The sequence below is a fragment of the Klebsiella sp. A52 genome (assembly GCF_018388785.1).
Taxonomy (GTDB): domain Bacteria; phylum Pseudomonadota; class Gammaproteobacteria; order Enterobacterales; family Enterobacteriaceae; genus Klebsiella; species Klebsiella aerogenes.
Map to the genome: position 1 here is coordinate 4,981,386 of NZ_CP074437.1, position 23,014 is coordinate 5,004,399.

General features: G+C 60.1%; 17 protein-coding genes. 6 read left to right on the forward strand and 11 right to left on the reverse strand.

Going from position 1 to position 23,014, the window contains the following annotated elements; genetic code table 11:
• Nucleotides 1-7: 7 nt before the first annotated feature.
• Nucleotides 8-1,006 (reverse strand): ABC transporter permease, encoded by a 999-nt coding sequence (locus KGA69_RS23650; RefSeq protein WP_032714059.1) that lies wholly within the window; start codon nucleotides 1,004-1,006, stop codon nucleotides 8-10.
• Nucleotides 1,003-2,505, reverse strand: coding sequence for a sugar ABC transporter ATP-binding protein (locus KGA69_RS23655; RefSeq protein ID WP_213292698.1), 1,503 nt, complete (start codon nucleotides 2,503-2,505; stop codon nucleotides 1,003-1,005). The genes KGA69_RS23650 and KGA69_RS23655 overlap by 4 nt, the downstream gene beginning before the upstream one ends.
• A gap of 306 nt (nucleotides 2,506-2,811) precedes the next feature.
• Here KGA69_RS23655 and KGA69_RS23660 point away from each other — a divergent pair, with 306 nt between their 5' ends.
• Nucleotides 2,812-3,555, forward strand: a complete 744-nt coding sequence (locus KGA69_RS23660) for an SDR family NAD(P)-dependent oxidoreductase (protein WP_045392902.1) — start codon at nucleotides 2,812-2,814, stop codon at nucleotides 3,553-3,555.
• 232 nt (nucleotides 3,556-3,787) lie between these two features.
• Here KGA69_RS23660 and KGA69_RS23665 read toward each other — a convergent pair whose 3' ends face one another.
• The 7 genes from KGA69_RS23665 to entC all read right to left on the reverse strand — a co-directional run bounded on the left by KGA69_RS23665 (nucleotide 3,788) and on the right by entC (nucleotide 11,342).
• The gene (locus tag KGA69_RS23665) at nucleotides 3,788-3,985 is read right to left on the reverse strand and encodes a YbdD/YjiX family protein (protein WP_045392899.1); all 198 of its coding nucleotides are present in this window, start codon (nucleotides 3,983-3,985) and stop codon (nucleotides 3,788-3,790) included.
• A 103-nt stretch (nucleotides 3,986-4,088) separates the two neighbouring features.
• Complete coding sequence (gene cstA / locus KGA69_RS23670) at nucleotides 4,089-6,194, reverse strand: pyruvate/proton symporter CstA (protein WP_047049343.1); 2,106 nt, start codon at nucleotides 6,192-6,194, stop codon at nucleotides 4,089-4,091.
• Between the two features lie 321 nt (nucleotides 6,195-6,515).
• Complete coding sequence (gene entH, locus KGA69_RS23675) at nucleotides 6,516-6,929, reverse strand: proofreading thioesterase EntH (protein ID WP_047049345.1); 414 nt, start codon at nucleotides 6,927-6,929, stop codon at nucleotides 6,516-6,518.
• Entirely contained in the window at nucleotides 6,930-7,685 is a 756-nt protein-coding gene (gene entA, locus KGA69_RS23680; RefSeq protein WP_213292699.1) for a 2,3-dihydro-2,3-dihydroxybenzoate dehydrogenase EntA, read from the reverse strand.
• Complete coding sequence (entB, locus tag KGA69_RS23685) at nucleotides 7,685-8,536, reverse strand: enterobactin biosynthesis bifunctional isochorismatase/aryl carrier protein EntB (RefSeq protein WP_015367768.1); 852 nt, start codon at nucleotides 8,534-8,536, stop codon at nucleotides 7,685-7,687. Before entB ends, entA begins: the two co-directional genes overlap by 1 nt.
• A gap of 13 nt (nucleotides 8,537-8,549) precedes the next feature.
• Complete coding sequence (gene entE, locus KGA69_RS23690) at nucleotides 8,550-10,157, reverse strand: (2,3-dihydroxybenzoyl)adenylate synthase EntE (RefSeq protein WP_049061501.1); 1,608 nt, start codon at nucleotides 10,155-10,157, stop codon at nucleotides 8,550-8,552.
• Between the two features lie 9 nt (nucleotides 10,158-10,166).
• A complete protein-coding gene (entC, locus tag KGA69_RS23695; RefSeq protein WP_049061500.1) occupies nucleotides 10,167-11,342 on the reverse strand; it encodes an isochorismate synthase EntC in 1,176 nt (391 codons plus the stop codon).
• 187 nt (nucleotides 11,343-11,529) lie between these two features.
• Here entC and fepB point away from each other — a divergent pair, with 187 nt between their 5' ends.
• Both fepB and KGA69_RS23705 read left to right on the forward strand, forming a co-directional pair.
• Nucleotides 11,530-12,489, forward strand: a complete 960-nt coding sequence (gene fepB / locus KGA69_RS23700; protein ID WP_047049361.1) for a Fe2+-enterobactin ABC transporter substrate-binding protein — start codon at nucleotides 11,530-11,532, stop codon at nucleotides 12,487-12,489.
• Nucleotides 12,490-12,716: 227 nt separating this feature from the next.
• Nucleotides 12,717-14,849, forward strand: coding sequence for a glycoside hydrolase family 18 protein (locus KGA69_RS23705; RefSeq protein WP_213292700.1), 2,133 nt, complete (start codon nucleotides 12,717-12,719; stop codon nucleotides 14,847-14,849).
• Nucleotides 14,850-14,907: 58 nt separating this feature from the next.
• Here KGA69_RS23705 and entS read toward each other — a convergent pair whose 3' ends face one another.
• Nucleotides 14,908-16,149: an enterobactin transporter EntS gene (entS, locus tag KGA69_RS23710; protein WP_045392871.1), complete on the reverse strand. Its 1,242-nt coding sequence runs from the start codon at nucleotides 16,147-16,149 to the stop codon at nucleotides 14,908-14,910.
• Between the two features lie 112 nt (nucleotides 16,150-16,261).
• Between entS and fepD the strand changes: the two genes are divergently transcribed.
• The 3 genes from fepD to fepC are packed head-to-tail and all read left to right on the forward strand — an operon-like array spanning nucleotide 16,262 to nucleotide 19,049.
• A complete protein-coding gene (fepD, locus tag KGA69_RS23715; protein ID WP_049060105.1) occupies nucleotides 16,262-17,269 on the forward strand; it encodes a Fe(3+)-siderophore ABC transporter permease in 1,008 nt (335 codons plus the stop codon).
• Complete coding sequence (fepG, locus tag KGA69_RS23720) at nucleotides 17,266-18,258, forward strand: iron-enterobactin ABC transporter permease (RefSeq protein ID WP_049060106.1); 993 nt, start codon at nucleotides 17,266-17,268, stop codon at nucleotides 18,256-18,258. Before fepD ends, fepG begins: the two co-directional genes overlap by 4 nt.
• Nucleotides 18,255-19,049 carry an iron-enterobactin ABC transporter ATP-binding protein gene (gene fepC / locus KGA69_RS23725; protein ID WP_045381376.1) on the forward strand — a complete coding sequence of 265 codons (795 nt, stop codon included), beginning with the start codon at nucleotides 18,255-18,257 and terminating at the stop codon, nucleotides 19,047-19,049. Before fepG ends, fepC begins: the two co-directional genes overlap by 4 nt.
• 77 nt (nucleotides 19,050-19,126) lie before the next feature.
• Here fepC and entF read toward each other — a convergent pair whose 3' ends face one another.
• On the reverse strand, nucleotides 19,127-23,008 hold the full coding sequence (entF, locus tag KGA69_RS23730; protein ID WP_213292701.1) for an enterobactin non-ribosomal peptide synthetase EntF: 3,882 nt from the start codon (nucleotides 23,006-23,008) through the stop codon (nucleotides 19,127-19,129).
• Between the last annotated feature and the right edge of the window lie 6 nt (nucleotides 23,009-23,014).

The window sequence follows — 23,014 nt, forward strand, 5'->3', positions numbered from 1 at the left end:
TAAAATGTTAGGTACGGCGCTGAAAATAGGTCAGTGCCAGCGCGCCAGCCAGCACCAGCCCTTTAATAATGTCCATCGCGTAATACGGCACCGAGAGCATCACCAGGCCATTGGAAAGCACGCCGAGGATCACCGCTCCCACCAGCGTCCCCAACGCATTCGGTTTGCCGGAGCCCGCCAGCGAAAAGCCGATCCACGCCGCCGCGACCGCATCCATCAGGTAACCGCCGCCGGCGTTCACCTGGGAAGAGCCAATTCTTGATGCCAGTAAAATGCCGCCCAATCCGGCCAGTAGCGAAGCAATCACGTAGGCCGCTACTTTATAGCGCGTGATCCGCAACCCGGAGAGCCGCGCCGCCTCCGGATTACCACCGATGGCGTACATCCGCCGCCCGTGGGTGGTGAACGACAGCGCCAGCTGCGCGATTAGCGTTACCACCAGCATGATAATGACGATGGTCGGTACCTGCCCCAGCGCGCCAAATGCTGCCGGGATCGTGCCTTCGGCCATTTCGCCGCTCGGCAGCACCATGTTTTCGGTGATCGAGCCGCCGTAGCTGTAGGTCATCGCCACGCCCTGAATCACAAACAGGCTGGCAAGCGTGGCGAGCATGTCAGGAATGCGCAGCACTACGATCAGAAACGCGTTGAATAACCCCACCAGCGTACAGAGCGCGAGGGTGATCAGAATGGCTTCAGTGGTGTTCAGGCCGTGCCAGACAAACAACGAAATCACTAACGCATTCGCCAGCGACGCCGTCGACCCCACCGACAGATCAAAGCCGCCGATGGTGAGCGAAATCGACACCCCAATGGCAATCACCGTCACAATAGCGATGGAGCGCAGAATGTTGATGATGTTAAACGGGTCAAGAAAGTTATCCGAGGCTAAACCAAAGACGCCAACCAGCAGCACCACGGTCAGCAACATGCCCCATTTATAGAGAAAATCGAAAAATCGCTGACGGCCCGATACCGTCGCGTTGACTGCCAGGGCCTTGCTCACGCTGCCGCTCCTCCGGTGGAGTAATAAAGAATCGTCTCTTCCCGCGCCTCGGCGCCGGGAATTTCCGCCACAATGCGCCCATCCCACAGCACGCAGATGCGATCGCACAGGCCTACCAGCTCGGAAAATTCGCCGGAGGCGTAAATCACGCCCCGTCCTTCCCGCGCCAGGCCATCAATCAATTGAAACAGATCGGTTTTCGCTTTCACGTCCACCCCTTTCGTCGGTTCGTCGAAAATCAGCACGTTTGCACTGCCGCGCAGCCATTTGCCGATGGCCACTTTTTGCTGATTACCGCCGGAGAGACGGCGCAGCGTCTGCCCCGGCCCGGTGGCGCGCACGCCGATACGGGCAATAACCTCCTGCGCCCACCGCCACGCCTGCCGATGGCCGAACAGGCTCCAGCGCGAAAAGCTGTTATCGGCGCTGACCGCCAGATTCATGGCGATCGCCTCATCGATGAATATCCCCTCTTTGCGCCGCTCTTCCGGCACCAGCGCCAGGCCCTGGAGGACGGAATCAGCCGGGTCGCGCGGCCGCCACGGCCGGCCGTTAAGTTCGCCGTGGCGCAGGCGGCTTTTACTGGCGCCGAATAAGGCTTTGCAGAGTTCAGTTTTCCCCGCGCCTGCTAAGCCGGCGATACCGAGAATTTCCCCCTTATGCAGGCGTAGCGAGATATCCTGCAACAGCGCCTCGTCATGCAAACCCTCAACCTGCAACAGCACCTCTGCGCCGTGCGGCGGACGCGCAGGCGGGAAAATATCGCTCAGCTCGTGACCGAGCATTTTTTCGACGATCTGCTCGCCGCTGAGCTGCGCCATCGGGCCGCTTTCGATTAAACGGCCATCGCGCAGCACCGTCAGGGTGTCGCAAATCGCTTTGAGTTCATGAATACGGTGCGAAATAAAGACCACGCCGATCCCCTGCTGCTGCAGACGACGAATCACCGTAAATAAGCGTTCGCTTTCGTGCTGATCCAAGGGCGCGGTGGGTTCATCAAGAATCAAAAAACGGCAATGGTGCGACAGTGCGCGAGCCAGCAGAATTTGCTGCTTTTCGGCAAGGGTACAGCTATCGATTGAACGTCGAACATCCAGCGCAATATCAAGCTGCGCCAGCGCGTCGCGCGCCTGCTGACGCACATACGACCAGCGAAAAACCGCACCCGGCTCAGCCAGCCTGTCCAGCATGATATTTTCGGCAATGCTCAACCCCGGAACCAGCGCAACATCCACCTCTTGCTGTACCAGATGAATTCCCAGTTGCTTTGCATCGCGCGGCGAACGAATGCTAACCGGCTGGTTATTGATCACCACTTCGCCTTCGTAATCGGCATGCGTCCCGCACAACACCGCCATCAGCGTCGATTTGCCAGCGCCGTTGGCGCCGGTCAACGCATGCACCGTTCCGCCCTTAAGGGTAAACGCCACCTTGCTCAGCGCCTGAAAACCGGAAAAGGCCAGGCTAATGTTATGCATCTCAAGGCGATTCACGCTCATCACCCTCCCCGGGGCAATTAATATTCTGATTTAACGAATTTTTCACAGCCGCCGATGCCTGACAACTGCGTAAAAAGCATAAGATAAAACCAAATAATATTAGCCATCTGGATGTCCAGACATAACATCAGGTTAGCCCAACACCTATAAGGACTGCTTCCCACCGGGGTAGCGCTTTAGCCTGCCGATGACGTTAACCCTGACGTTCTGCGCGCGGCGTTCGAGAAGGTGGAATACTTCAGCCGTTAATCACCCCGACCGTCTATACCTAATGATGATTCTCACCACTCTCGCAACGAGGTCATCATGCAGATCGATTTAACAGGTAAGAAGGCGCTGGTTACCGGCGCCAGCCGTGGGTTGGGTCGCGCTATTGCGCTGTCGCTGGCGCGCGCCGGCGCCGATGTGGTTATTACGTATGAAAAATCGGCCGATAAAGCCCAGGCGGTCGCCGATGAAATAAAGGCCCTGGGTCGGTACGGCGAAGCGGTGCAGGCCGACAGCGCCAGCGCGCAGGCCATTCAGGATGCCGTCACCCATGCGGCCCGGGCCCTCGGCGGACTGGATATTCTGGTCAACAACGCTGGCATCGCCCGCGGCGGTCCACTGGAATCCATGACACTGGCGGACATTGACGCCCTTATCAACGTCAATATTCGTGGGGTGGTTATCGCCATCCAGGAAGCGCTGGTGCATATGTCCGATGGCGGACGGATCATCAACATCGGCAGCTGTCTGGCCAACCGCGTAGCCATGCCGGGTATCGCGGTTTACGCCATGACCAAGTCCGCCCTCAACTCCCTGACCCGTGGGCTGGCGCGTGATTTAGGCCCTCGCGGGATCACCGTTAACCTTGTCCATCCAGGGCCGACTAACAGCGATATGAACCCGGAGGATGGGGAACAGGCGGAAGCCCAGCGCCAGATGATTGCGGTCGGTCACTACGGCCAGCCGCAAGACATCGCCGCGGCGGTCACCTTCCTGGCCAGCCCGGCCGCCGGGCAGATCTCCGGTACGGGGCTCGACGTGGATGGCGGCTTGAACGCCTGATCGCCTATTTTCTGCAAGCCTCTGTCGCCCGGCAGAGGCCTTCCCGCGCCGCCTCGACGGGTTGCGTTTTGCCTCTTACCTGCGTTTACAGATGGCAGAGATCGACGACGAAACCGACGACGTTCTGGAAGATATTGAAATCGAACACGATTGCTATGATGACGTAATGCTGTCAGGTGAAGTATGCGACGTGATGCATAAAGAAAATCAGCCTCTACTTACCGAAAGAAGGCTAGCAGCACTTCGCCCCGCCCTTGCCGCCGTAGCGCGCGTCCTGGCGTTCGCGAAAGAACTCTTCATAGGTCATCGGCGTCCGATCCGGATGGGTCAGCCGCATATGCTCGACGTAGTTATCGTAATCCGGCACGCCGATCATCATCTTCGCCGCCTGGCCTAAATATTTTCCTGCTTTGGAAAGGGTGTCGAACATAATGAGTTTCTCGCTTATTTCCCTCACCCCAGCCCTCTCCCACAGGGAGAGGGAGGAGAAGAAAGGTAGGCCGGGTCAGCGCTAGCGCCCCCCGGCAAACAGGTTAATGCGCGCGCTTCGCCTGCGCCGTTAAGGTCTGCGCATCCGCGGGCATCGCTTCATACGGCGTCTCTTTCGCCGTCGGTTTATCCTCTTTCAGCGCCGCCAGCGCGGTTTTAATCGAGAACAGCGCCAGAACCACCACCACAATCATAAAGAAGATAGTCAGCCCGGCATCGAGACGGTTATTAAACACCAGCTGCGCCAGCTGCGATTCCGTATACTGCGGCGGAATGGTACCGCTGTCGATCATCGCCTGGAATTTATTGGCGATGGCCAGGAAGCCGACTTTGGTATCCGGACTAAACGATTTCTGCCAGCCGGCGGTCAGCGTACAAATCAGCAGCCAGCTTGTCGGCAGCAGCGCCACCCACGCATAGCGCTGGCGTTTCATCTTGAACAGTACCACCGCGCACAGCATTAGCGCCATCCCCGCCAGCATCTGGTTGGCGATACCGAACAGCGGCCACAGGGTATTAATACCGCCCAGCGGGTCAACCACCCCCTGATGCAGGAAGTAGCCCCACGCCAGGACGCACAGCGCGGTCGCCAGCAGGTTAGCCGGAAGCGAGCTGGTTTTTTTCAACCCGGGGCTAATCACGCCCAGCAGATCCTGCAGCATGAATCGCGCCGCGCGGGTGCCGGCATCAACCGCCGTCAGGATAAACAGCGCCTCAAACAGAATGGCGAAGTGGTACCAGAAAGAGACATCCATCAGCCCGCCCAGCGAGCCGTGCAGAATGTAAGCCATCCCCACCGCCAGCGTCGGCGCGCCGCCGGCGCGTGAAATGATCGACTGTTCGCCGACCTCACTGGCTATTTGATTCAGCGTATCCGGGGTAATGCTAAAGCCCCAGCCGCTCACTACCTGCGCCGCCGAGGCCACGACGTCAGTCGTCCCCGCCGGCGCCAGCACCGCCATCGGGCTGTTCATCGCGAAGTAGACGCCCGGATCGATAATACAGGCCGCCACCAGCGCCATAATCGCGACGAAGGATTCCATCAACATGCCGCCGTAACCAATAAAGCAGGCCTGCCCTTCGTTGGCCAACATTTTCGGCGTGGTGCCGGAGGAGATCAGCGCGTGGAAGCCGGAAACCGCGCCGCAGGCGATGGTGATAAACAGGAACGGGAACAGGTTGCCGGTCCATACCGGGCCGGTGCCGTCAACGAACTTCGTCAGCGCCGGCATGGTCAGCGTCGGGCGCATAATCAGGATGCCAATCGCCAGACCAACGATAGTGCCGATTTTCAGGAACGTGGAGAGATAGTCGCGCGGCGCCAGCAGCAGCCAGACCGGCAGTACCGCAGCCACAAAGCCGTAGCCCACCAGAATCCACGTTAGCTGTACGCCGGTGTAATCAAACCACGGCGCCCAGGTCGGGCTTTCCGCCACCCAGCCGCCGGAAATGATCGCGAACACCAGCATCACCAGGCCTATCACCGACACCTCGCCGATGCGCCCCGGGCGCAGGTAGCGAATATAGATGCCCATAAAAATCGCCAGCGGGATGGTAAAGGCGACGGTGTATGTCCCCCACGGACTGTGGGTCAATGCTTTCACCACGATCATCGCCAGTACCGCGAGGATGATCACCATGATCATAAAACAGGCCACCAGCGCCAGTACGCCAGCGGTCGGCCCCATCTCCTCTTTAACCAGTTCGCCAAGCGAACGGCCATCGCGACGGGTCGAAACAAACAGCACCATAAAGTCCTGCACGGCGCCGGCCAGCACCACGCCGGCGAGGATCCAGATCATCCCCGGCAGGTAGCCCATCTGCGCGGCAAGCACCGGCCCCACCAGCGGCCCTGCGCCGGCAATCGCGGCAAAATGGTGACCGAACAGCACTTTTTTATCGGTCGGTACATAATCGAGGCCGTCATTATGACGCACCGCCGGGGTCATTCGCGTTGGGTCAACGCCGAGGACGGTTTTGGCGATATACAGGCCGTAGAAACGATACGCGATCAGATAAACGCAGACCGCCGCGACGACAATCCACAGCGCGTTTATCTGCTCACCCCGGTTTAAGGCGATATAGCCGAGGGCAAAGGCTCCGATCACGGAGAGCAGTGTCCAGATAAGGTATTTCCCTGAATTATTCATTGTTGTGGTCCACCGGTAGGGTAATCAGGATGTTACAGTTTGTTTCTAGAACACAACGCAGAATTTAACAACTTCGAAACAGCGCGGATGATGCACCGCGGCGGAGATTTATCTCACATTGCTAGCGGGATCACTTAAGACAGGAAAATAAATGAAAGGATTACCGTGAACGGTGTCGTTTTTTTGTCGGGTGGCGGCCTCAAAACCCCCGGTGGCGCTACCGCTTACCGGGGCTACAGCACTGTGCGATTTGCTAGCCCGGAGAAGGCGCCGATCCGTAGCCCGGCTCAGCGCAGCGCAAGCCGGGGAAATAGCGGCTTCTTAGCCTAGCACCGCGGTACCCAGACGACAGGTGCAGCAGCGCCGCCCCCTTTCGTCATACACCACAATTTCCCAGCTCTGACTCTGGCGGCCAAGATGCAGCGGTCGGCATTCGCCTCGTACTTTCCCGCTGGAGACCGGACGATGGTGGCTAGCGTTAAGCTCGGTGCCCACCACGCACTGCCCATCCTCGGTCATCAGCCAACCGGCCATCGAGCCCAGCGTCTCCGCCAGCGCCGCGGAAGCGCCGCCGTGCAGCAGGCCAAACGGCTGATGCGTGCGCGCATCCACCGGCATCTCCGCCTCCAGCAGCCCCTCTTCCAGCCGGGTGTAGACGATGCCAAGATGCGCCACCATGGTGTTTTCGCTACTGGCGTTCAATGCCGCAAGCGTGAGCTCTCGTTTCCAGGCCATTTACGCCCCCAGCGTCGAGCCGCCATCGACCACAATATCCTGCAGCGTGATATGGCTGGCGTGAGAAGAGGCGAGGAACAAAATGGTATTGGCGATCTCCTGCGGGCGGGCGATTTTGCCCAGCGGGATGCCAAGCTTAAACTGCTCGCCAAATCCGCGGATCCGCTGCTGTTCCGCATCGTCATTGACCCACAGAGTACGTTGCATGTCGGTATCGGTGGAGCCAGGCGACACCAGGTTGCAGCGTACGCCGCTGCCTGCCAGCTCAAGTCCGACGGTCAACGCCAGGCTTTTCAGCGCCGCTTTCGAAGCGCCATAGGCGCTCATGCCGATACGCGGCGTATGCGCGGCATCGGAAGCGACGGTGACGATCGCCCCGCCACGCTGACGACGGAACTGCGCCATCGTCTGCTGAAACAGATTAAACGCGCCGCCAACGTTCACCGCGAAGGTTTGCTGCCAGTCCTCCGCGCTCAATTGATCGGTCGCCCCCATGCGCAGGATCCCGGCCGCATTCACCAGCACATCCAGTCGTTCGATGCCGTTGAGCAAACGCGTGCACACGTCGCGTACCTGGTCGGCATCGGCGACGTCCAGCGTTTCGGTGGCAAACGGGTAGCCTTCGCCGGTAAAGGCAAGGTCGAAACCGGTGACGTTGGCCCCGGCCTCGACGAAAGCCAACGCGGTGGCATAGCCAATACCTTTACCTGCGCCGGTCACCCACACGGTCTGACCGCGAAAATCCAGCGCCGCCATTATTTCACCTCGCGGGAGAGCAGCGCCCACCAGGCGTCGATGGTCGGATTCTTCGCCAGCATTACGAAGTCGATATCGCCGTGCACTTTGCGCCAGCGGGCGGCCAGCGCCATCATGCGCACCGAATCCAGGCCGTAGTCGATCAGGTTTTCATCATCCAGCGGTTCATCGGATTCGTCGAGCAGCGGCAGGATCAGCGCGCGCAGCGCCGCTTTGGAGGCCGGCAGCGGCAGCAGCTCTTCGGTCATTACCACGCGTCCGGAACGGCCGGCGACGTATTTCAGCGCCATCAAATGTTCTTCGCGGCTGAAATCCGCCAGCGCGTCGGCGACAAAGAACGGTTTGATATCGCGCATAAAAGCATCTGTGGCGGTAGTCATGCAGCCGATATGGGCGTAAACGCCGGTGATGATCAGCTGGTCGCGGCCGGTCTCTTTCAGCATCTCTTCAAGCGGCGAGCGATGAAACGCGCTGTAGCGCCATTTCACCAGCACCGTATCCTGTTCATCCGGCGCCAGCGCGGCAATCACCTGCTGCTGTTCCGGCGAGCGGGTCAACCCCGGCCCCCACATATCATTCAACAGGGCGCGGTCTTCATCGCTCTGCTCTTTCGGCTGGGCGGTGTAGTACACCGGAATACCGTTTTGTTTGCAGAAGTCGCGCAGGGCGGCGATATTAGCCACCACTTTCTCCATCATCGCGCTGTTTTCGCCCCAGAAATTGAGGAAATACTCCTGCATATCGTGGATCAGCAGCGCGGCGCGCGACGGCTCAAAGGCCCAGTTAACTTTGTTCGCCGGGATATCGCTGGCTTCCGGCAGCGCGTAAGCCTGTAATTTAGGGATTGCCATTTTCTGTTCTCCTTCAGCCCAGCTTGCCTTCGGCCAGCCACTGACGTAATTGTTTTTTATCGACTTTGCCCACCGGCGTCAGCGGCAGCGCGGCAACGCACTCCACGCGATCCGGCAATTTAAATTCGGCCACGCCCTGCTCGCGCAGAAAGCGACGTACCGCAACGGCGCGCAGCGGCGAGGTCACCACCAGATAAGCGCAGCTCTTCTCGCCGAGCAGATTGTCTTCAATGCTGACCAGCGCGGCGTGGATCACCGCCTCATGGCGCAGCAGCAGGTTTTCGATCTCTTCAGCGGCGATCTTCTCGCCGCCGCGGTTGATCTGATCTTTTTCCCGCCCCTGGACGGTGATATAGCCATCTTCATCGATCGAAATCAGATCGCCTGAGCAGTAAAATCCATCGGCATCAAAGGCTTCCGCGTTATGTTGCGGGCTGTTGTAGTAGCCGCGGAAGGTATAAGGACCGCGGGTCATCAGACGGCCCACTTCGCCGCGCGGCAGCGGGTTGCCATCGGCATCCGCTACCCACACTTCGTCGTCCGGGCACATCGGGCAACCCTGGGTGTTGATAATTCGCTGCGGGCTATCGTTGAGGCGGGTGTAGTTAACGAGCCCCTCGGCCATGCCGAACACCTGCTGCAGCTGGCAGCCGATTTCCGCCGGGATACGCGCGGCGAGCGTCGCGGACAGGCGCGCTCCGCCAACCTGCAACAGCTGCAGAGATTGCAGTTGCGCGTTGCCGCCCCATTCATGAATAGCCTGCAGCCACAGGCTGACCGCCGGCGGCACCAGAGAAGCGACGTTTATCTGATGCTTTTCAATCAGCGGGAAACAGAGCGTGGCGCTCGGGTCGGCGGCGAGGATCACCCGGCCGCCGGCAAGAAAGACGCCCAGTGAGCCCGGCGAGCTCATCGCATAGTTGTGCGCCGCTGGCAATGCGTTGAGATAGCGCGTATCGGCGTTAATACCGCAGATCTCGTTGCTGCGGCGGATACTGTAGTCGTAATCGTTGTGGGTACGCGGGATAAGCTTCGGCGTCCCGGTACTACCGCCGGAGAGCTGGAAAAAAGCGACTTCGTCAGCCGGCGTCGGATTGGCGACAAAGTTATCCGCCGTACGGTTAATTTCCGTTGCCAGATCGCGTTCGCCGTCGTCGTTACGCAGCAGCGCGACGCGCAGTGAAGGATGCTCGGCGATAAAACCATTAAGGAAACTATCGTCAGCAAACAGCGCGTGCTCGCGATCGGCAATCAGCAGCGCCGGTTTAATCTGCGCGGCATAGGCGTTGAGTTCACTACGCTGGTGGCTAAACAAGGCGTTAACCGGAGCGACGCCGATGCGCAGCAGCGCAAAGAAGGTAATGTAAAACTCAGCGACGTTGCCAAGCTGCACCAGTGCGGTTTCTCCGCGCTTAAGTCCCTGATGCTGCAGGGAAGACGCGAGGTTATCCACCAGTTGGTTAAACTGGCGGTAGCTAATCTGCCGCTCGCCGTCGATAATCGCCACGGCGTCATTTTCCGCATGACGGGTAATCAGATTGGTTAACGGCAGATCCTGCCAATAACCTTTTTGACGATAGCGGGCCGCAAACTCTTCCGGCCAACGGGTAAATGCAATCATCCTTGCCTCTTAATTCAAGCCAAATACGTTGAGCATGGTGGTCAGTTTGACGCCGGTTTCGCGCCATTCGCCCAGCGGCGAAGAGGCCGGGACGATACCCGCGCCGGCAAACAGGCGCAGCGAGCGTTGATGCAGGCGCGCGCAGCGGATGGTCACCACCCATTCGCCGTTGCCTTCGTCGTCGCACCAGCCGACGATGCCGCCAAACAGCTGGCGATCGAACGGTTCGAGCTCGGCTATCAGCCGCTTTGCCACCTGATGCGGGAAGCCGCTCAGCGCCGGAGTTGGATGCAGCAGACAGGCCAGCGACATGGCGTTTTCTTCCGCCAGCGCCGTACCTTCGATCGGCGTCGCCAGATGCCAGAGCGTCGGGGTGGTAATCAGCTGCGGCGATTCCGGTAGCGACAGCTGGCTGCTGCGCGGGCCAAGCACGCTCTTCATCGCCTGCGTCACCAGCTCGTGCTCATGGCGATCTTTGCCCGACGCCAGCAGCTTGTTGCCCGCTTCCCGATCCAGCACATCGTCAGGCTGGCGGCGGGCGGAGCCGGCCAGCGGCAGCGAACTGAAGTGCAGCCCTTCTTTACGCAACAGCAGTTCCGGACTGGCGCCCAGCAGTACCCCGCCGTCTGACAGCGGGACATGGAAGTTAAAGCTCGCCGGGTTCTGGGCGATCAGCCGTTCCAGCAGCGCGCCGCTATCGACCCGGTCGCGGGTAGTGATATCAATCAGCCTGGAGAGCACCACTTTGTCGACTTCGGGAGTCGCCGTCAGCGCGGCGGCACGTTCTACCATCGCCAGAAACTCGTCCTGCTCCGGGATCTCCTGACGATCGACAACATCCATAGCCTTGAGCGGCGCCGCGTAACGCGCGGACTGTTGTTTGTCGGTACGGGAGAAAGATTCCCAGCGTTCGGGGATATAGAGTTCGGAAGGCTGATTGGTGTCGAACGGGATCGCCCCGACCATGACCGGCTTGCGGATCCCCGCCGCGCGGGCTTCGGCAAATGCGGCCGCCATTTTCTGCTGAAACTCGCCGTTCAGCGAATCACCACCGACTGCAGGTTGGGAAAAACGGCTAAAACAGCCGGTGGTACTGAAGCTGCGGTACGGCGACATAAAGAAGAAGCTTTGCGGCGACAGGGTCTGCGTTTTTTCCTGTACATCCTCAGCCAGTGACGTTTCCATATCATCCTCCAAAAACGATAAAGATATTAAGAATAATTATCATTTATATTTTTGTTGGCTAACCTAAAAGGTATTGCTCTCCTTGTCAACCGCACAAACAGCAGGTTATGCGACTTAAACTTGCATCCGAGTTACACAAAGTTGAAAATGAGACGTATTTACTACAACTGACTCAGGATGCGAATTCGTGAATTTTGCTACTTTTTGCCGTCGTACTTTACTCGCCAGCGGGCTGTGCCTTTTAGGAATTACCTCAGCGCTGGCGGCGGACTGGCCGCGTCAGATCACCGACAGTCGCGGTACCCATACGCTGGAAAGCCAGCCGCTGCGCATAGTCTCGACCAGCGTCACCCTCACCGGTTCGTTGCTGGCTATTGATGCGCCGGTGGTCGCCAGCGGCGCGACCACGCCGAATAACCGCGTGGCCGATGCACAGGGCTTTCTGCGCCAGTGGGGCGATATCGCTAAAAAGCGCAAACTAGCGCGACTGTATATTGGCGAACCCAGCGCCGAAGCGGTGGCGGCGCAGATGCCGGATCTGATCCTGATTAGCGCCACCGGCGGCGATTCCGCGCTGGCGCTGTACGACCAGCTTTCGACTATCGCGCCGACCCTTATCATCAACTACGACGATAAAAGCTGGCAGACGCTTCTAACCCAATTGGGACATATTACCGGTCATGAAAAGCAGGCGGACGCGCGCATTGCCGAGTTCAATAAACAGCTCGTTTCGTTAAAAGAGAAACTGAAGTTGCCGCCGCAGCCGGTCACCGCGCTGGTTTATACCGCCGCGGCGCATAGCGCCAATATCTGGACGCCGGAATCAGCGCAGGGTCAGATGCTGGAACAGTTAGGCTTTAAGCTGGCGACGCTGCCGGGTGGCCTGCACGCCAGCCAGAGCCAGGGTAAGCGTCACGACATCGTGCAGTTGGGTGGCGAAAACCTGGCCGCCGGAATTAACGGCGAAAGCCTGTTCCTGTTCGCCGGCGACGAGAAAGACGCCGGGGCAATTTACGCCAATCCGCTACTGGCGCATTTGCCAGCCGTTGCCGCAAAGCGCGTTTATCCGCTGGGAACGGAAACCTTCCGTCTTGACTATTACAGCGCCATGCTGGTGCTACAACGTTTATCGGCGCTCTTTGCCTGATTCTCTTCCCGGCCCTGGGGCCGGGATCTCATTTCACATCATCAACTACATCATCCTTTTGTTATAAAAGAATTTTTTATTACCTTCCCCACTTGATACCTCATCGGCGCCTCACGCGAATCATCATCGTTTGAGGTGTTGTTTTGTGATTAGCCATCGCCGCCGCGTTCCTCGAATATCTGCCCCACACCACTTGAGGTGGACATTCAACTCATAAGGAAATTACCGTGACGACAAGCAAATTGATCAAGGGCGATACCCTGACCGAAACCAGTAACGCTGCAGATGGTTTTAACCCGGCAACGGAAGTCAGCAACTACAGCTATACTTCGGACCGCGTCGCCAAACCGGTGTATAACAAATACAAAAGCGCAACCAACAAACCTAAAGTATTCGGTTATTACACCGACTGGTCTCAGTACGATGGCCGCCTGCAGGGCAGCGATGCGAAAGATAACCGCGGCCGCGGCTACGACCTGACCAACGTCTCCCCTACCGCTTACGATAAAATCATCGTTGGCTTCGTCGGCGTAACCGGCTTCCATAAAGTGGATGGTCTGTATCGCGATGTGGTGGCCGAAGGGGCAGAGCAGTGCGGCAAAGTCAAATATGAACCGACCTTCCTTGATCCGTGGGGCGATTTCCAGTCTTACGTTAACGTTGGCCACAGCGTCAGCGGCTGGGATGTTGATCCGAAAACCGTAACCCAGACAAACACCAAAGGCCTGCTCGGCGGTCTGCGTGACCTGCAGGCGAAAGCCAAACAGCAGGGCCACAACCTGGTGCTGTCGATGAGCATCGGCGGCTGGACCATGAGCAACGGTTTCCATGAAACCGCGGCGTCGGATTCCTCGCGTAAAACCTTCGCCAAAGGCGTGGTGAAACTATTCAAACAATTCCCGATGTTCAGCGAAGTGGATATCGACTGGGAATACCCGAACGCCGAAGGCGCCGGTAACCCATACGGCCCGGAAGATGGTGATAATTACGCCCTGCTGATTGGCGAACTGCGTAAACAGCTCGATTCCGCCGGCCTGAGCGATGTCAAAATCTCCATTGCCAGCTCCGCGGTAGTAAAAACGTTTGGTTATTCCAACGTCAAAGCGCTGATGAATGCCGGTCTGTACGGCATCAACGTCATGACCTATGACTTCTTCGGCACCCCGTGGGCGGAAAGCATCACCCACCACACCAACCTGAAAGCCATTGAGCAAGGCGACTGGGCGATTAACACCATTGTTGAACACCTGCTGGCGGAAGGTTTCCCGGCTGAGCGCATCAACATCGGTTACGCCGGCTATACCCGTAACGGCCGCAATGCCGAGCTGGAATCGCTGTCGCCGCTGAAAGGCACCTATAACCCGGGTAACGGTACCACTGTCGGTACATTTGAATCCGGCACCAACGAATGGTACGACGTCATTTATAACTACCTGGACCTGGAAAACCAGAAAGGCCGTAACGGCTTCAACGTCTACACCGACCAGGTAGCTGATGCTGACTTCCTCTACAACCCGGAATCCAAACTCTTCATGTCGCTGGATACCCCGCGCACCGTCAAAGCCAAAGGCGAATACGCTGCCAGCCTGGGGCTGGGCGGTCTGTTTACCTGGACTATTGACCATGATAACGGCGTGCTGGTCAACGCCGCCCGTGAAGGTCTGGGGTATGAAATCGCTTCTGAAGTTATCGATATGGATCCGTTCTATTTCGAAGGTATTAACGTTGTGCCTGCTGATGAACAGGATGACGATAAGTCAGAAGATGAGCCAACCGAACCGACGGTAAACCATGCGCCGGAAGCGGCGATTGAAATGATGGTCGTAGGCGGCTCCCGCGTTCGCCTGTCCGGTGAAAAATCATCTGATGAAGATAGCGACGAGCTGAGCTACAGCTGGGGCGTGCCGGCAGCGATTGATGTCGCTGATAAAACCGCCGCGGTCATTGAGTTCGACGTACCGGAAGTCACCGCGGACACTGAATTTACTTTCACGCTGTTCGTTCGCGATACCTGGGGCGAACCGTCAACCCAGCAGCGCTTTATCCTCTCCGTGGTCGTGGCTTCCCAGAATGGCCAGAGCGATGACAAGCCAGCCGATGAGCCGGCTGATGAACCGGCTGACGACGAAAAAGATGCCGATGACGTGCCGGCAAAGGATGATGACGTTGTTCCTTCTGACGATGCCGCCGCGCCTTACCCGCAGTGGAATGCCAATACTGTTTATGGCGGCAACTGGGGTACCTTTGAAACCGTGAGCTGGAAAGGCCATAACTACCAGGTGAAATGGTGGTCTCAGGGCAACCAGCCGGACCTGAACTGCGGCCAGTTCGACGTCTGGAAAGATCTCGGCGCGTACTAAGTGTTATAAGTGAAGCCAGGCCCCGGAGCAATCCGGGGCCTTTTTGCTATTGTTGCATTTAACTTTCGCTGACCATCTCTGGACGCTGAAAACGACGTAGCTCCCGCAATAAGCCAACCAGTAATATTCCCACAATCACCAGCGCCCAGCCGCTGGCGCTGGCCGAAGCCACCGGGGTCATTACCGCCCCTAATCCCCCCAGCAGCGCCGCGCCAATAGCATCGCCGGTCACGTTCTGCGCGGTCCACAGGCCATTAATGCGCCCCAGCATATTTTCCGGCGTTTGCGTCTGAATTAGCGTGTACTGTAGCAGCGAACTTATCGCGCTCAGCCAACCAAACAGAGCCAGACAGAGCGCGCCCAGCGCCCAGAACGGCATCACGCTGAATAGCGCAATCGCCACAAACGACCCCACCGTTGTCGTCAACATCAACGCCCCCGGCCTGGCGGTATGCGCCAGTTGTCCGCTGGTTAACGCTCCCAGCGCCGCGCCAAGCGGAATGGCGGCGTACAACAGGCCAATCTGCGAATTTGACATCTGCCAGCCCTCCGCCAGCGCCGGATAAAGCACCCGCACCGCGCTGGCCATCGTCAACAGGCCGCCGAGCAGCGCAATACCGCCAATAAGCGGGCTATTAAAGAGAAATTTAAGCCCCGCCAGCAGAGATTTCAGCGGATGCTCGCGCGGCTGCGGCGGCGGAGGCAGCAGCGGCAGACGCAGCAGCGTCAGGGTGGTAATAAACGTCCCCGCCGCCGCCAGGCCGTAGTTCCAGGCCACGCCGCCGGTCGCCAGCAGCAACCCGCCGATCATCGGCGATATCACCGAACCGAGACGCACGGTCAACATGGTGATCGCCCCGGCTTGCATCAGGTTTTCGCGGCCCACCAACGCCGGCGTCGCCGCCAGCAGCGCGGTCACCCCTAAGGAGGCGAAGAAGCCATCCCAAATCCCCAGCAGGTAAATGGCCGCCAGCGACGGTTCCGGCAGCATGGCGTTCAGGCACAGGCCGACGAAGCCCACGCCACAGGTGCCACGCGCCAGCAGGATCAGGTGTTTGCGCTCATAACGGTCGGCCAGCACGCCGCCAACCATCAGCCCAACGAACATCGAACACCCGGTCAGCATTACCGACAGTCCGACCTGCCAGGTCGAGTGGGTCATTGTCTGGATTTGAACCGGGATCGCCACGCCGAGCAGGCCAAGCGACAGGATCGAGATAAAGCGAGCGATAAAGACGGCGCGGAACGCCGGATGGGTGCGCAGGAGGCTGACATCAAGCAGCCGGGAAGGTCGATTCATGCAAGGGCCTTGTCGTTATTTTTCATACCATTTTTATGGTTTCTCATGGTAACATACCTGAATAAAATCGATAACGATAATTACTATCATTATCATGTCAGGGATTTGAACTATGTCGTTTTCTACGACCACGGTGCGCGCCGTCGCCGTGCCGGGTCTCTTGTTACTTTTGGCTCTTGCGATTGCGCTCAGCCTGCTTATCGGCGCCAAACCGTTGCCGCCTTCGGTGATTGTCGATGCCTTTTCCGGCAGTTGTCAGAGCGCCGACTGTACCATCGTACTGGATGCCCGCCTGCCGCGTACGCTGGCCGGATTGCTGGCCGGCTGCGCGCTTGGTCTCGCCGGCGCGCTAATGCAAACCCTCACCCGTAACCCGTTGGCCGACCCGGGCCTGCTCGGCGTCAACTCCGGCGCCAGCTTCGCCATCGTGCTCGGCGCGGCGCTGTTCGGCATAACATCGCCGCAGGAGCAGTTGCTGATGGCCTTCTGCGGCGCCTTCGCCGCGTCGCTACTGGTCGCGTTTACCGGCAGCCAGGGCGGCGGCCAGCTTAGCCCGGTGCGCCTGACCCTCGCGGGCGTGGCGCTGGCGGCGGTACTGGAAGGTTTATCTAACGGCATCGCCCTGCTCAACCCGGACGTGTATGACCAGCTGCGCTTCTGGCAGGCCGGCTCGCTGGATATTCGCACCCTGCAAACGCTGAAAATCGTCCTGCTGCCGGTGCTGATTGCCGCCGTGGTAACCCTGTTTCTTAGCCGGGCGCTGAACAGCCTGAGCCTCGGCGCCGACACCGCCACCGCGCTCGGTAGCCGGGTCGCGCGTACCCAATTGATCGGCCTGCTGGCGATCACCGTCCTGTGCGGCAGCGCGACGGCGCTGGTCGGCCCTATCGCCTTTATCGGCCTGATGATGCCGCATATGGCGCGCTGGCTGGTGGGGGCGGATCACCGCTGGTCATTGCCGGTTACGCTGCTCGCCACCCCTGCCCTGTTGCTGTTTGCCGACGTGATTGGCCGCCTGTTGGTGCCTGGTGAACTGCGCGTTTCGGTGGTCAGCGCCTTTATCGGCGCGCCGGTGCTGATCTGGCTGGTTCGCCGTCAGCCGCGAGGAGGTGCGCTGTGATAGCTCCCTCCCGCCGCCTGATTTTCTGCTGCCTGCTGCTAATTTCCGCCAGCTTGCTGGTGTCCCTGCTCGGTCTGGGTAATGGTCTGGTGCCGCTCAGCACTGAACAGGTGATTTCCGCGCTACTCGGCGACGCGCCGCGCAACGTCAGCATGGTGGTCACCGAATGGCGACTGCCGCGCGTGCTGATGGCGCTGCTTATCGGCGCCGGGCTTGGCGTCAGCGGCGCCATTTTTCAGTCATTGATGCGTAATCCGCTGGGTAGCCCGGACGTAATGGGTTTCAACACCGGCGCCTGGAGCGGCGTGCTGGTAGCGATGGTGATGTTCGGCCAGAACCTAACCGCCATCGCGCTGGCGGCAATGCTCGGCGGCGTGCTGACCTCGCTGGTGGTGTGGCTACTGGCGTGGCGCAACGGCATAGAAACCTTCCGCCTGATCATTATCGGCATCGGCGTGCGCGCCATGCTGGTGGCATTCAATACCTGGCTGCTGCTGCGCGCGTCGCTTGAGACCGCCCTTTCCGCCGGATTGTGGAATGCCGGTTCGCTCAACGGCCTGACGTGGGGCAAAACCTGGCCTTCGGCGCCGCTTATCCTGTTGATGTTGGCGTGCAGCGCCCTACTGGCGCGGCGGATGCGGCTGCTGGAGATGGGCGACGATACCGCCTGCGCGCTGGGGGTTCGAGTCGAACGTTCGCGCCTGCTGCTGATGCTGGTGGCGGTGTTGCTGACCGCTTCCGCCACCACGCTGGCCGGGCCTATTTCTTTCGTCGCGCTGGTCGCGCCGCATATCGCCCGGCGGATAAGCGGCACCGCGCGCTGGGGGTTAACCCAGTCGGCGCTGTGCGGCGCGCTGCTGCTGGCGCTGGCCGATTACTGCGCTCAGCGCCTGTTCATGCCTTATCAGTTACCGGTCGGGGTGGTCACCGTCAGCCTTGGCGGTATCTACCTCATCGCGTTATTAATTCAGGAGTCCCGCAAAAAATGACCGCTGTCACCTCCCGTTTGCGCGGCGACCAGTTGACCCTGGCCTACGGTAAAAAGACCATCGCCGAATCGCTGAACGTCACAATTCCTGACGGCCATTTTACGGCGATTATCGGCCCCAACGGCTGCGGTAAATCGACCCTGCTGCGCACCCTCAGCCGCCTGATGACTCCGTCCAGCGGACACGTTTATCTCGACGGCGAACAGATCCAACGCTACGCCAGCAAAGAGGTGGCGAAGCGGATCGGTCTGCTGGCGCAGAATGCCACCACGCCCGGCGATATCACCGTACAGGAGCTGGTGGCGCGCGGGCGCTATCCGCACCAGCCGATGTTTACCCGTTGGCGTAAAGAGGACGAAGCAGCGGTAAATAACGCGATGCGGGCGACGGGTATTGTCGACCTCGCGCTGCAGAGCGTGGATACCCTCTCCGGCGGCCAGCGCCAGCGGGCGTGGATTGCAATGGTACTGGCGCAGGAGACGGCGATTATGCTGCTTGATGAGCCGACGACCTGGCTTGATATCAGCCATCAGATCGACCTGCTGGAGCTGTTAAGCGAGCTGAATCGCGAGAAGGGATATACGCTGGCGGCGGTACTGCACGATCTCAATCAGGCCTGTCGTTACGCCACCCATCTGATCGCCCTGCGCGACGGTAAGATCGTCGCCGAAGGCGCGCCGAAAGAGATCGTCACGGCGGATCTGATTGAGCGTATCTACGGCCTGCGCTGCACGATCATCGAGGATCCGGTGGCGCATACGCCGCTGGTGGTGCCGCTGGGACGCCGATAATCTTTTCTTTACCATCGCATCCCCGGCTTGCGCTGCGCTGAGCCGGGCTACCAAAAACGGGTAGCCCGGCTCTACCGTTACCCCAGAATTTCCCGCACTACCGGGCCTATCGCTTCAAAGGCCTGCGGCGAGATAATCTCGACGTGGGCGCAGTTCTGGCTGAACACCTCCAGCTCGCCAACCCACGGCCCCCATGCGACCTGCGGATCCATCCCTTTCTGGCGCGTTTTCTCCGCCACAAATAGCGTTGCCTTACCGTCAAACTTCGCGCTGTGCGCGGTCGTCAACAGGCGCACCGCATCGGCGTAGTTACCTTCAATCGCGCTGAACAGCTCGCCGGAAGCCTGCCCCTGCTGTGCGGCGAGAAACGCTTCGCGCTCGCGGGCGATTTCCGCCAGCACTTCGGGATCCAGGCCGTTCGCCTCTTTCTCCGCCCAGTTTTGCGTCTCCGGCGGCCAGGTATCGAGCAGGCCAAGGAACGCCACCTCTTCGCCGCGCTGGCGTAAACGGGCGGCAATCCCCTGCGCCAGCGTTCCACCGAGCGAATAGCCAAACAGATAGTAAGGCCCATGCGGCTGCTGCGCTAAAAGCGTGCGCAGATGATGCTCGCAGACCTCGTCGAGGTTGGCGGCGGAGGCCATTGGCCCCGTCGGACGCGGCGACTGAATTCCGGTAATCGACCAGCGCGGGCTAAGATAACGCGCCAGCACGCTGAACTGCCAGGAAAAACCGGAAGCCGGATGGAAGCAGAACAGCGTCGGACCATCGCTCTCGCGCAGCGGCAACAGCGCATCAAAGCCCAGACGCTGCGCCTGCTCGTCGCTCAGGTCGGAAGCCAGCAGCGCGCTCAGCTTGCCGACCGTCGAAGCGACCATCACCTGCCCCGGCGTCACCTGCCGCGCCAGCTCGCGGCTAAGCTGCGCCGCCAGCCGCATCGCCAGCAGCGAATGGCCGCCGAGGGCGAAGAAATCGGCGTCGATATCATTTACCTCGCAGCCCAGCAGTTGGCTGAACGCCGCGGCAACGGTCATTTCGGTAGCCGATTGCGGCGGGCGACCGCTGCGCTCGCTGCTTAAGGAGGGGAGCGGTAGCGCTTTACGGTCCAGCTTACCGTTGGCGCTGAGCGGGAAGGATTCCAGTTGGATCAGCACCACCGGCACCATGTGCGGCGGCAGCTGTTCACTAAGACGCGCCTTCAGCGCCGCCACGTCCAACGGCTGGCCGGACTCGCTCACCAGATAACCGACGAGCTGACGGGCATCGCCACCGGTGGCCGCGGCCTGATTGAAGACGCAGGCGTGGCACACCGCCTGCGCGACGTCCGGCAGCGCCGCCATCACCCGGTCGATCTCGCCAAGCTCAATGCGCTGGCCGCGAATTTTCAACTGATCGTCGCTGCGGCCAAGATACTCTACCGCCCCGTTATCCAGCCAGCGCGCCACATCGCCGGTGCGGTACATGCGCTCGCCGGGGGCAAACGGGTCGGCAATAAAGCGGCTGGCGGTGAGATCCGGGCGCCCCAGATAGCCCTGTGCCAGCTGAATGCCCGTTAAGTACAAATCACCCGCCACGCCCGGCGGCACCGGGCGCATGGCGGCATCAAGAATACGTAATCCAGTGTTCCATACCGGCCAACCGATGGGCACGCTGTTGCCGGTGACCGCCGCCAGCTCTGGCCCACAGGCGGGATACCAGCTGACATCCACCGCCGCTTCCGTCGGTCCGTACAGGTTATGCAGCGGCGCGCCGGTTAAGCGTTCCCATTCGCGACACAGTTCCGTCGGCAGCGCTTCGCCGCTGCAGAAAACGCGTTTTAGCGTCCGGCAGGACGACACATTATCGCTATCCAGCGAGGCGACAAACGCCGCCAGCATCGACGGAACAAAGTGGGTGGTGGTCACGCCGTACTGCGCGAAGAACCGCTGCATCGCCTGCGGATCGCGATGCGCCTCCGGCGCCGCCATCACCAACTGCGCGCCGGTCATAAACGGCCACCAGAACTCCCATACCGAGACATCAAAGCTGCACGGCGTCTTCTGCGCAACCACATCTTCGGCGGTTAACGGATAGTGATTTTGCATCCACAGCAGGCGGTTCACGATGGCGGTCTGGCCGACCATCACCCCTTTCGGCCGCCCGGTGGAGCCGGAGGTGAAGATGATATAGGCGGTATGTTCCGGTTTTGACAGCGCCAGCGGCGTATCATCTTCAGCGGCCAGCGGCTGCTGATAACACAAGCTGCTCAGCCCAGGAATATCGCTAAAACGGGCCAGTTGATCGTCAGAGGTAATCAGCAGCGATGGCTGCGCATCCTCCAGCATCATCCGCAGACGGTCATCCGGGTAGCCGGTATCCAGCGGCAGCCAGGCGGCGCCGGCTTCGACGATACCGTGCAGCGCCAGCGTCAGGAAGACCGAACGCGGTAAGGCAACCGCCACGCTATCTCCCGGCTTCACGCCGCGTTGCCGCAGCAGGTTGGCCAGCGCCACCACCTGCTGGCGCATTTCGCGGTAGCTAAAGCGCCAGTTGGCATCCGCCAGCGCCGGGGCATCCGGCGTTTTCCGCGCCTGTTCCGCCACCAGCGCGCTGAGGGTGGTGGTCGGCAGCGGCATCGCGGTATTGTTGATCAATGCCAGCTGCGCGCCTTCTTCCGCCGACAGCATCTCCGCTTCGCCGCAGCGCAGCGCCGGATTGGCGGCAAACTGCGCCAGTAACGATGTCAGACGCGATACGTGGCGGTTCAGCGTCGCCTCATCGTAGCGTGCTTTGTTGGCGAGGATCTCCAGCGACAGGCCGCCGCGTTCGTCCGGGAACAGTGCCAGCTCGAGGTCATTCACCGGGCCGGTGGCGAGGGTATGCGTCTGCGCCTGCACGCCGTCGATATCCAACTGGTAATCAAAGACTTTGATGTTCAGCACCGGACCGAACAGCGGTTCGTCGCCCGCCGCTTTGCCGCTATCGCGGACAATTTGCTCAGCATCGTAGCGCTGATGGCGGCGCATTTTTTTCAGCTGCCCGGAGAGTCGCGTCGCCAGCTGCGCCAGCGTCTCCTGCGCGTCGATATTCACCGCCAGCGGCAGTACGTTGAGTACCGGGCCGGTAGCGGTCAGCGCCGCCGATCCCATGCGGCGCATAAAGATAAAGCCCGCCGCGTAATCCATGCGGCCGCACAACCGTCCCAGCCATAACGCCGTCAGCGCCAGCGCCAGATCGGCACGCTGGCACTGCGGCGCGCTGGCGGCGAGCTGGCTGAAGACAGCCGGATCGGCCTCCAGTTTCAGGCGCCAGATATCACTGCTGGTCGCCCGCCCGGCCAGCGGCGCGTCAGATAGCGAAACCGGAGACGGCAACGCCTGACGCTGCGCCTGCCAGAAGGCTTTATCGCGCTGCCACGCCTCGCTGCCGTAGTAGCGCTGATACTCTTCCACCACCTCGGCGAACGGGGTAAACGGTGAATCCGGCGTCTCTTCCCCGCGTTGCCAGGCGCGATAAATCGCGGCGATCTGGCGGGTAATGGCCGGGAAGCTAAAGCCATCAACCAGCAAATGGTGATAGCGCTGATACCAGTACCAGCAATCGTCGCCAACGCGCATGAGCTGATGGCAGACCAGCGGATTACCGCTATCGACACGCAGATTCTGCCCGAGATCGCTTTGCATCAGGGCCAGCGCGGCCATGTGCGGATCGGCCTGCTGGCGCAGGTCGACGTTTTGCGGCTCGGCAAACTCGCGCGCGTCATCAACCCACTGCCACGCTTCGCCGTTATCTTCGCAAAAGCGCATGCTCAGGGTATCGGCCTGCTTAAGCCCGGCGACGATCGCCTTACTCAGCAGCGCCGGATCGAGATTGCCGCGCAGTTCAACATAGTGGGCAACGCTCCAGGCGCCGGGTAGCGTAGAGAGGCGTTCAGCCATCCAAATCCCTGGCTGCGCCGCAACCAGCGGTAAACGTGTACTCATCGAAAG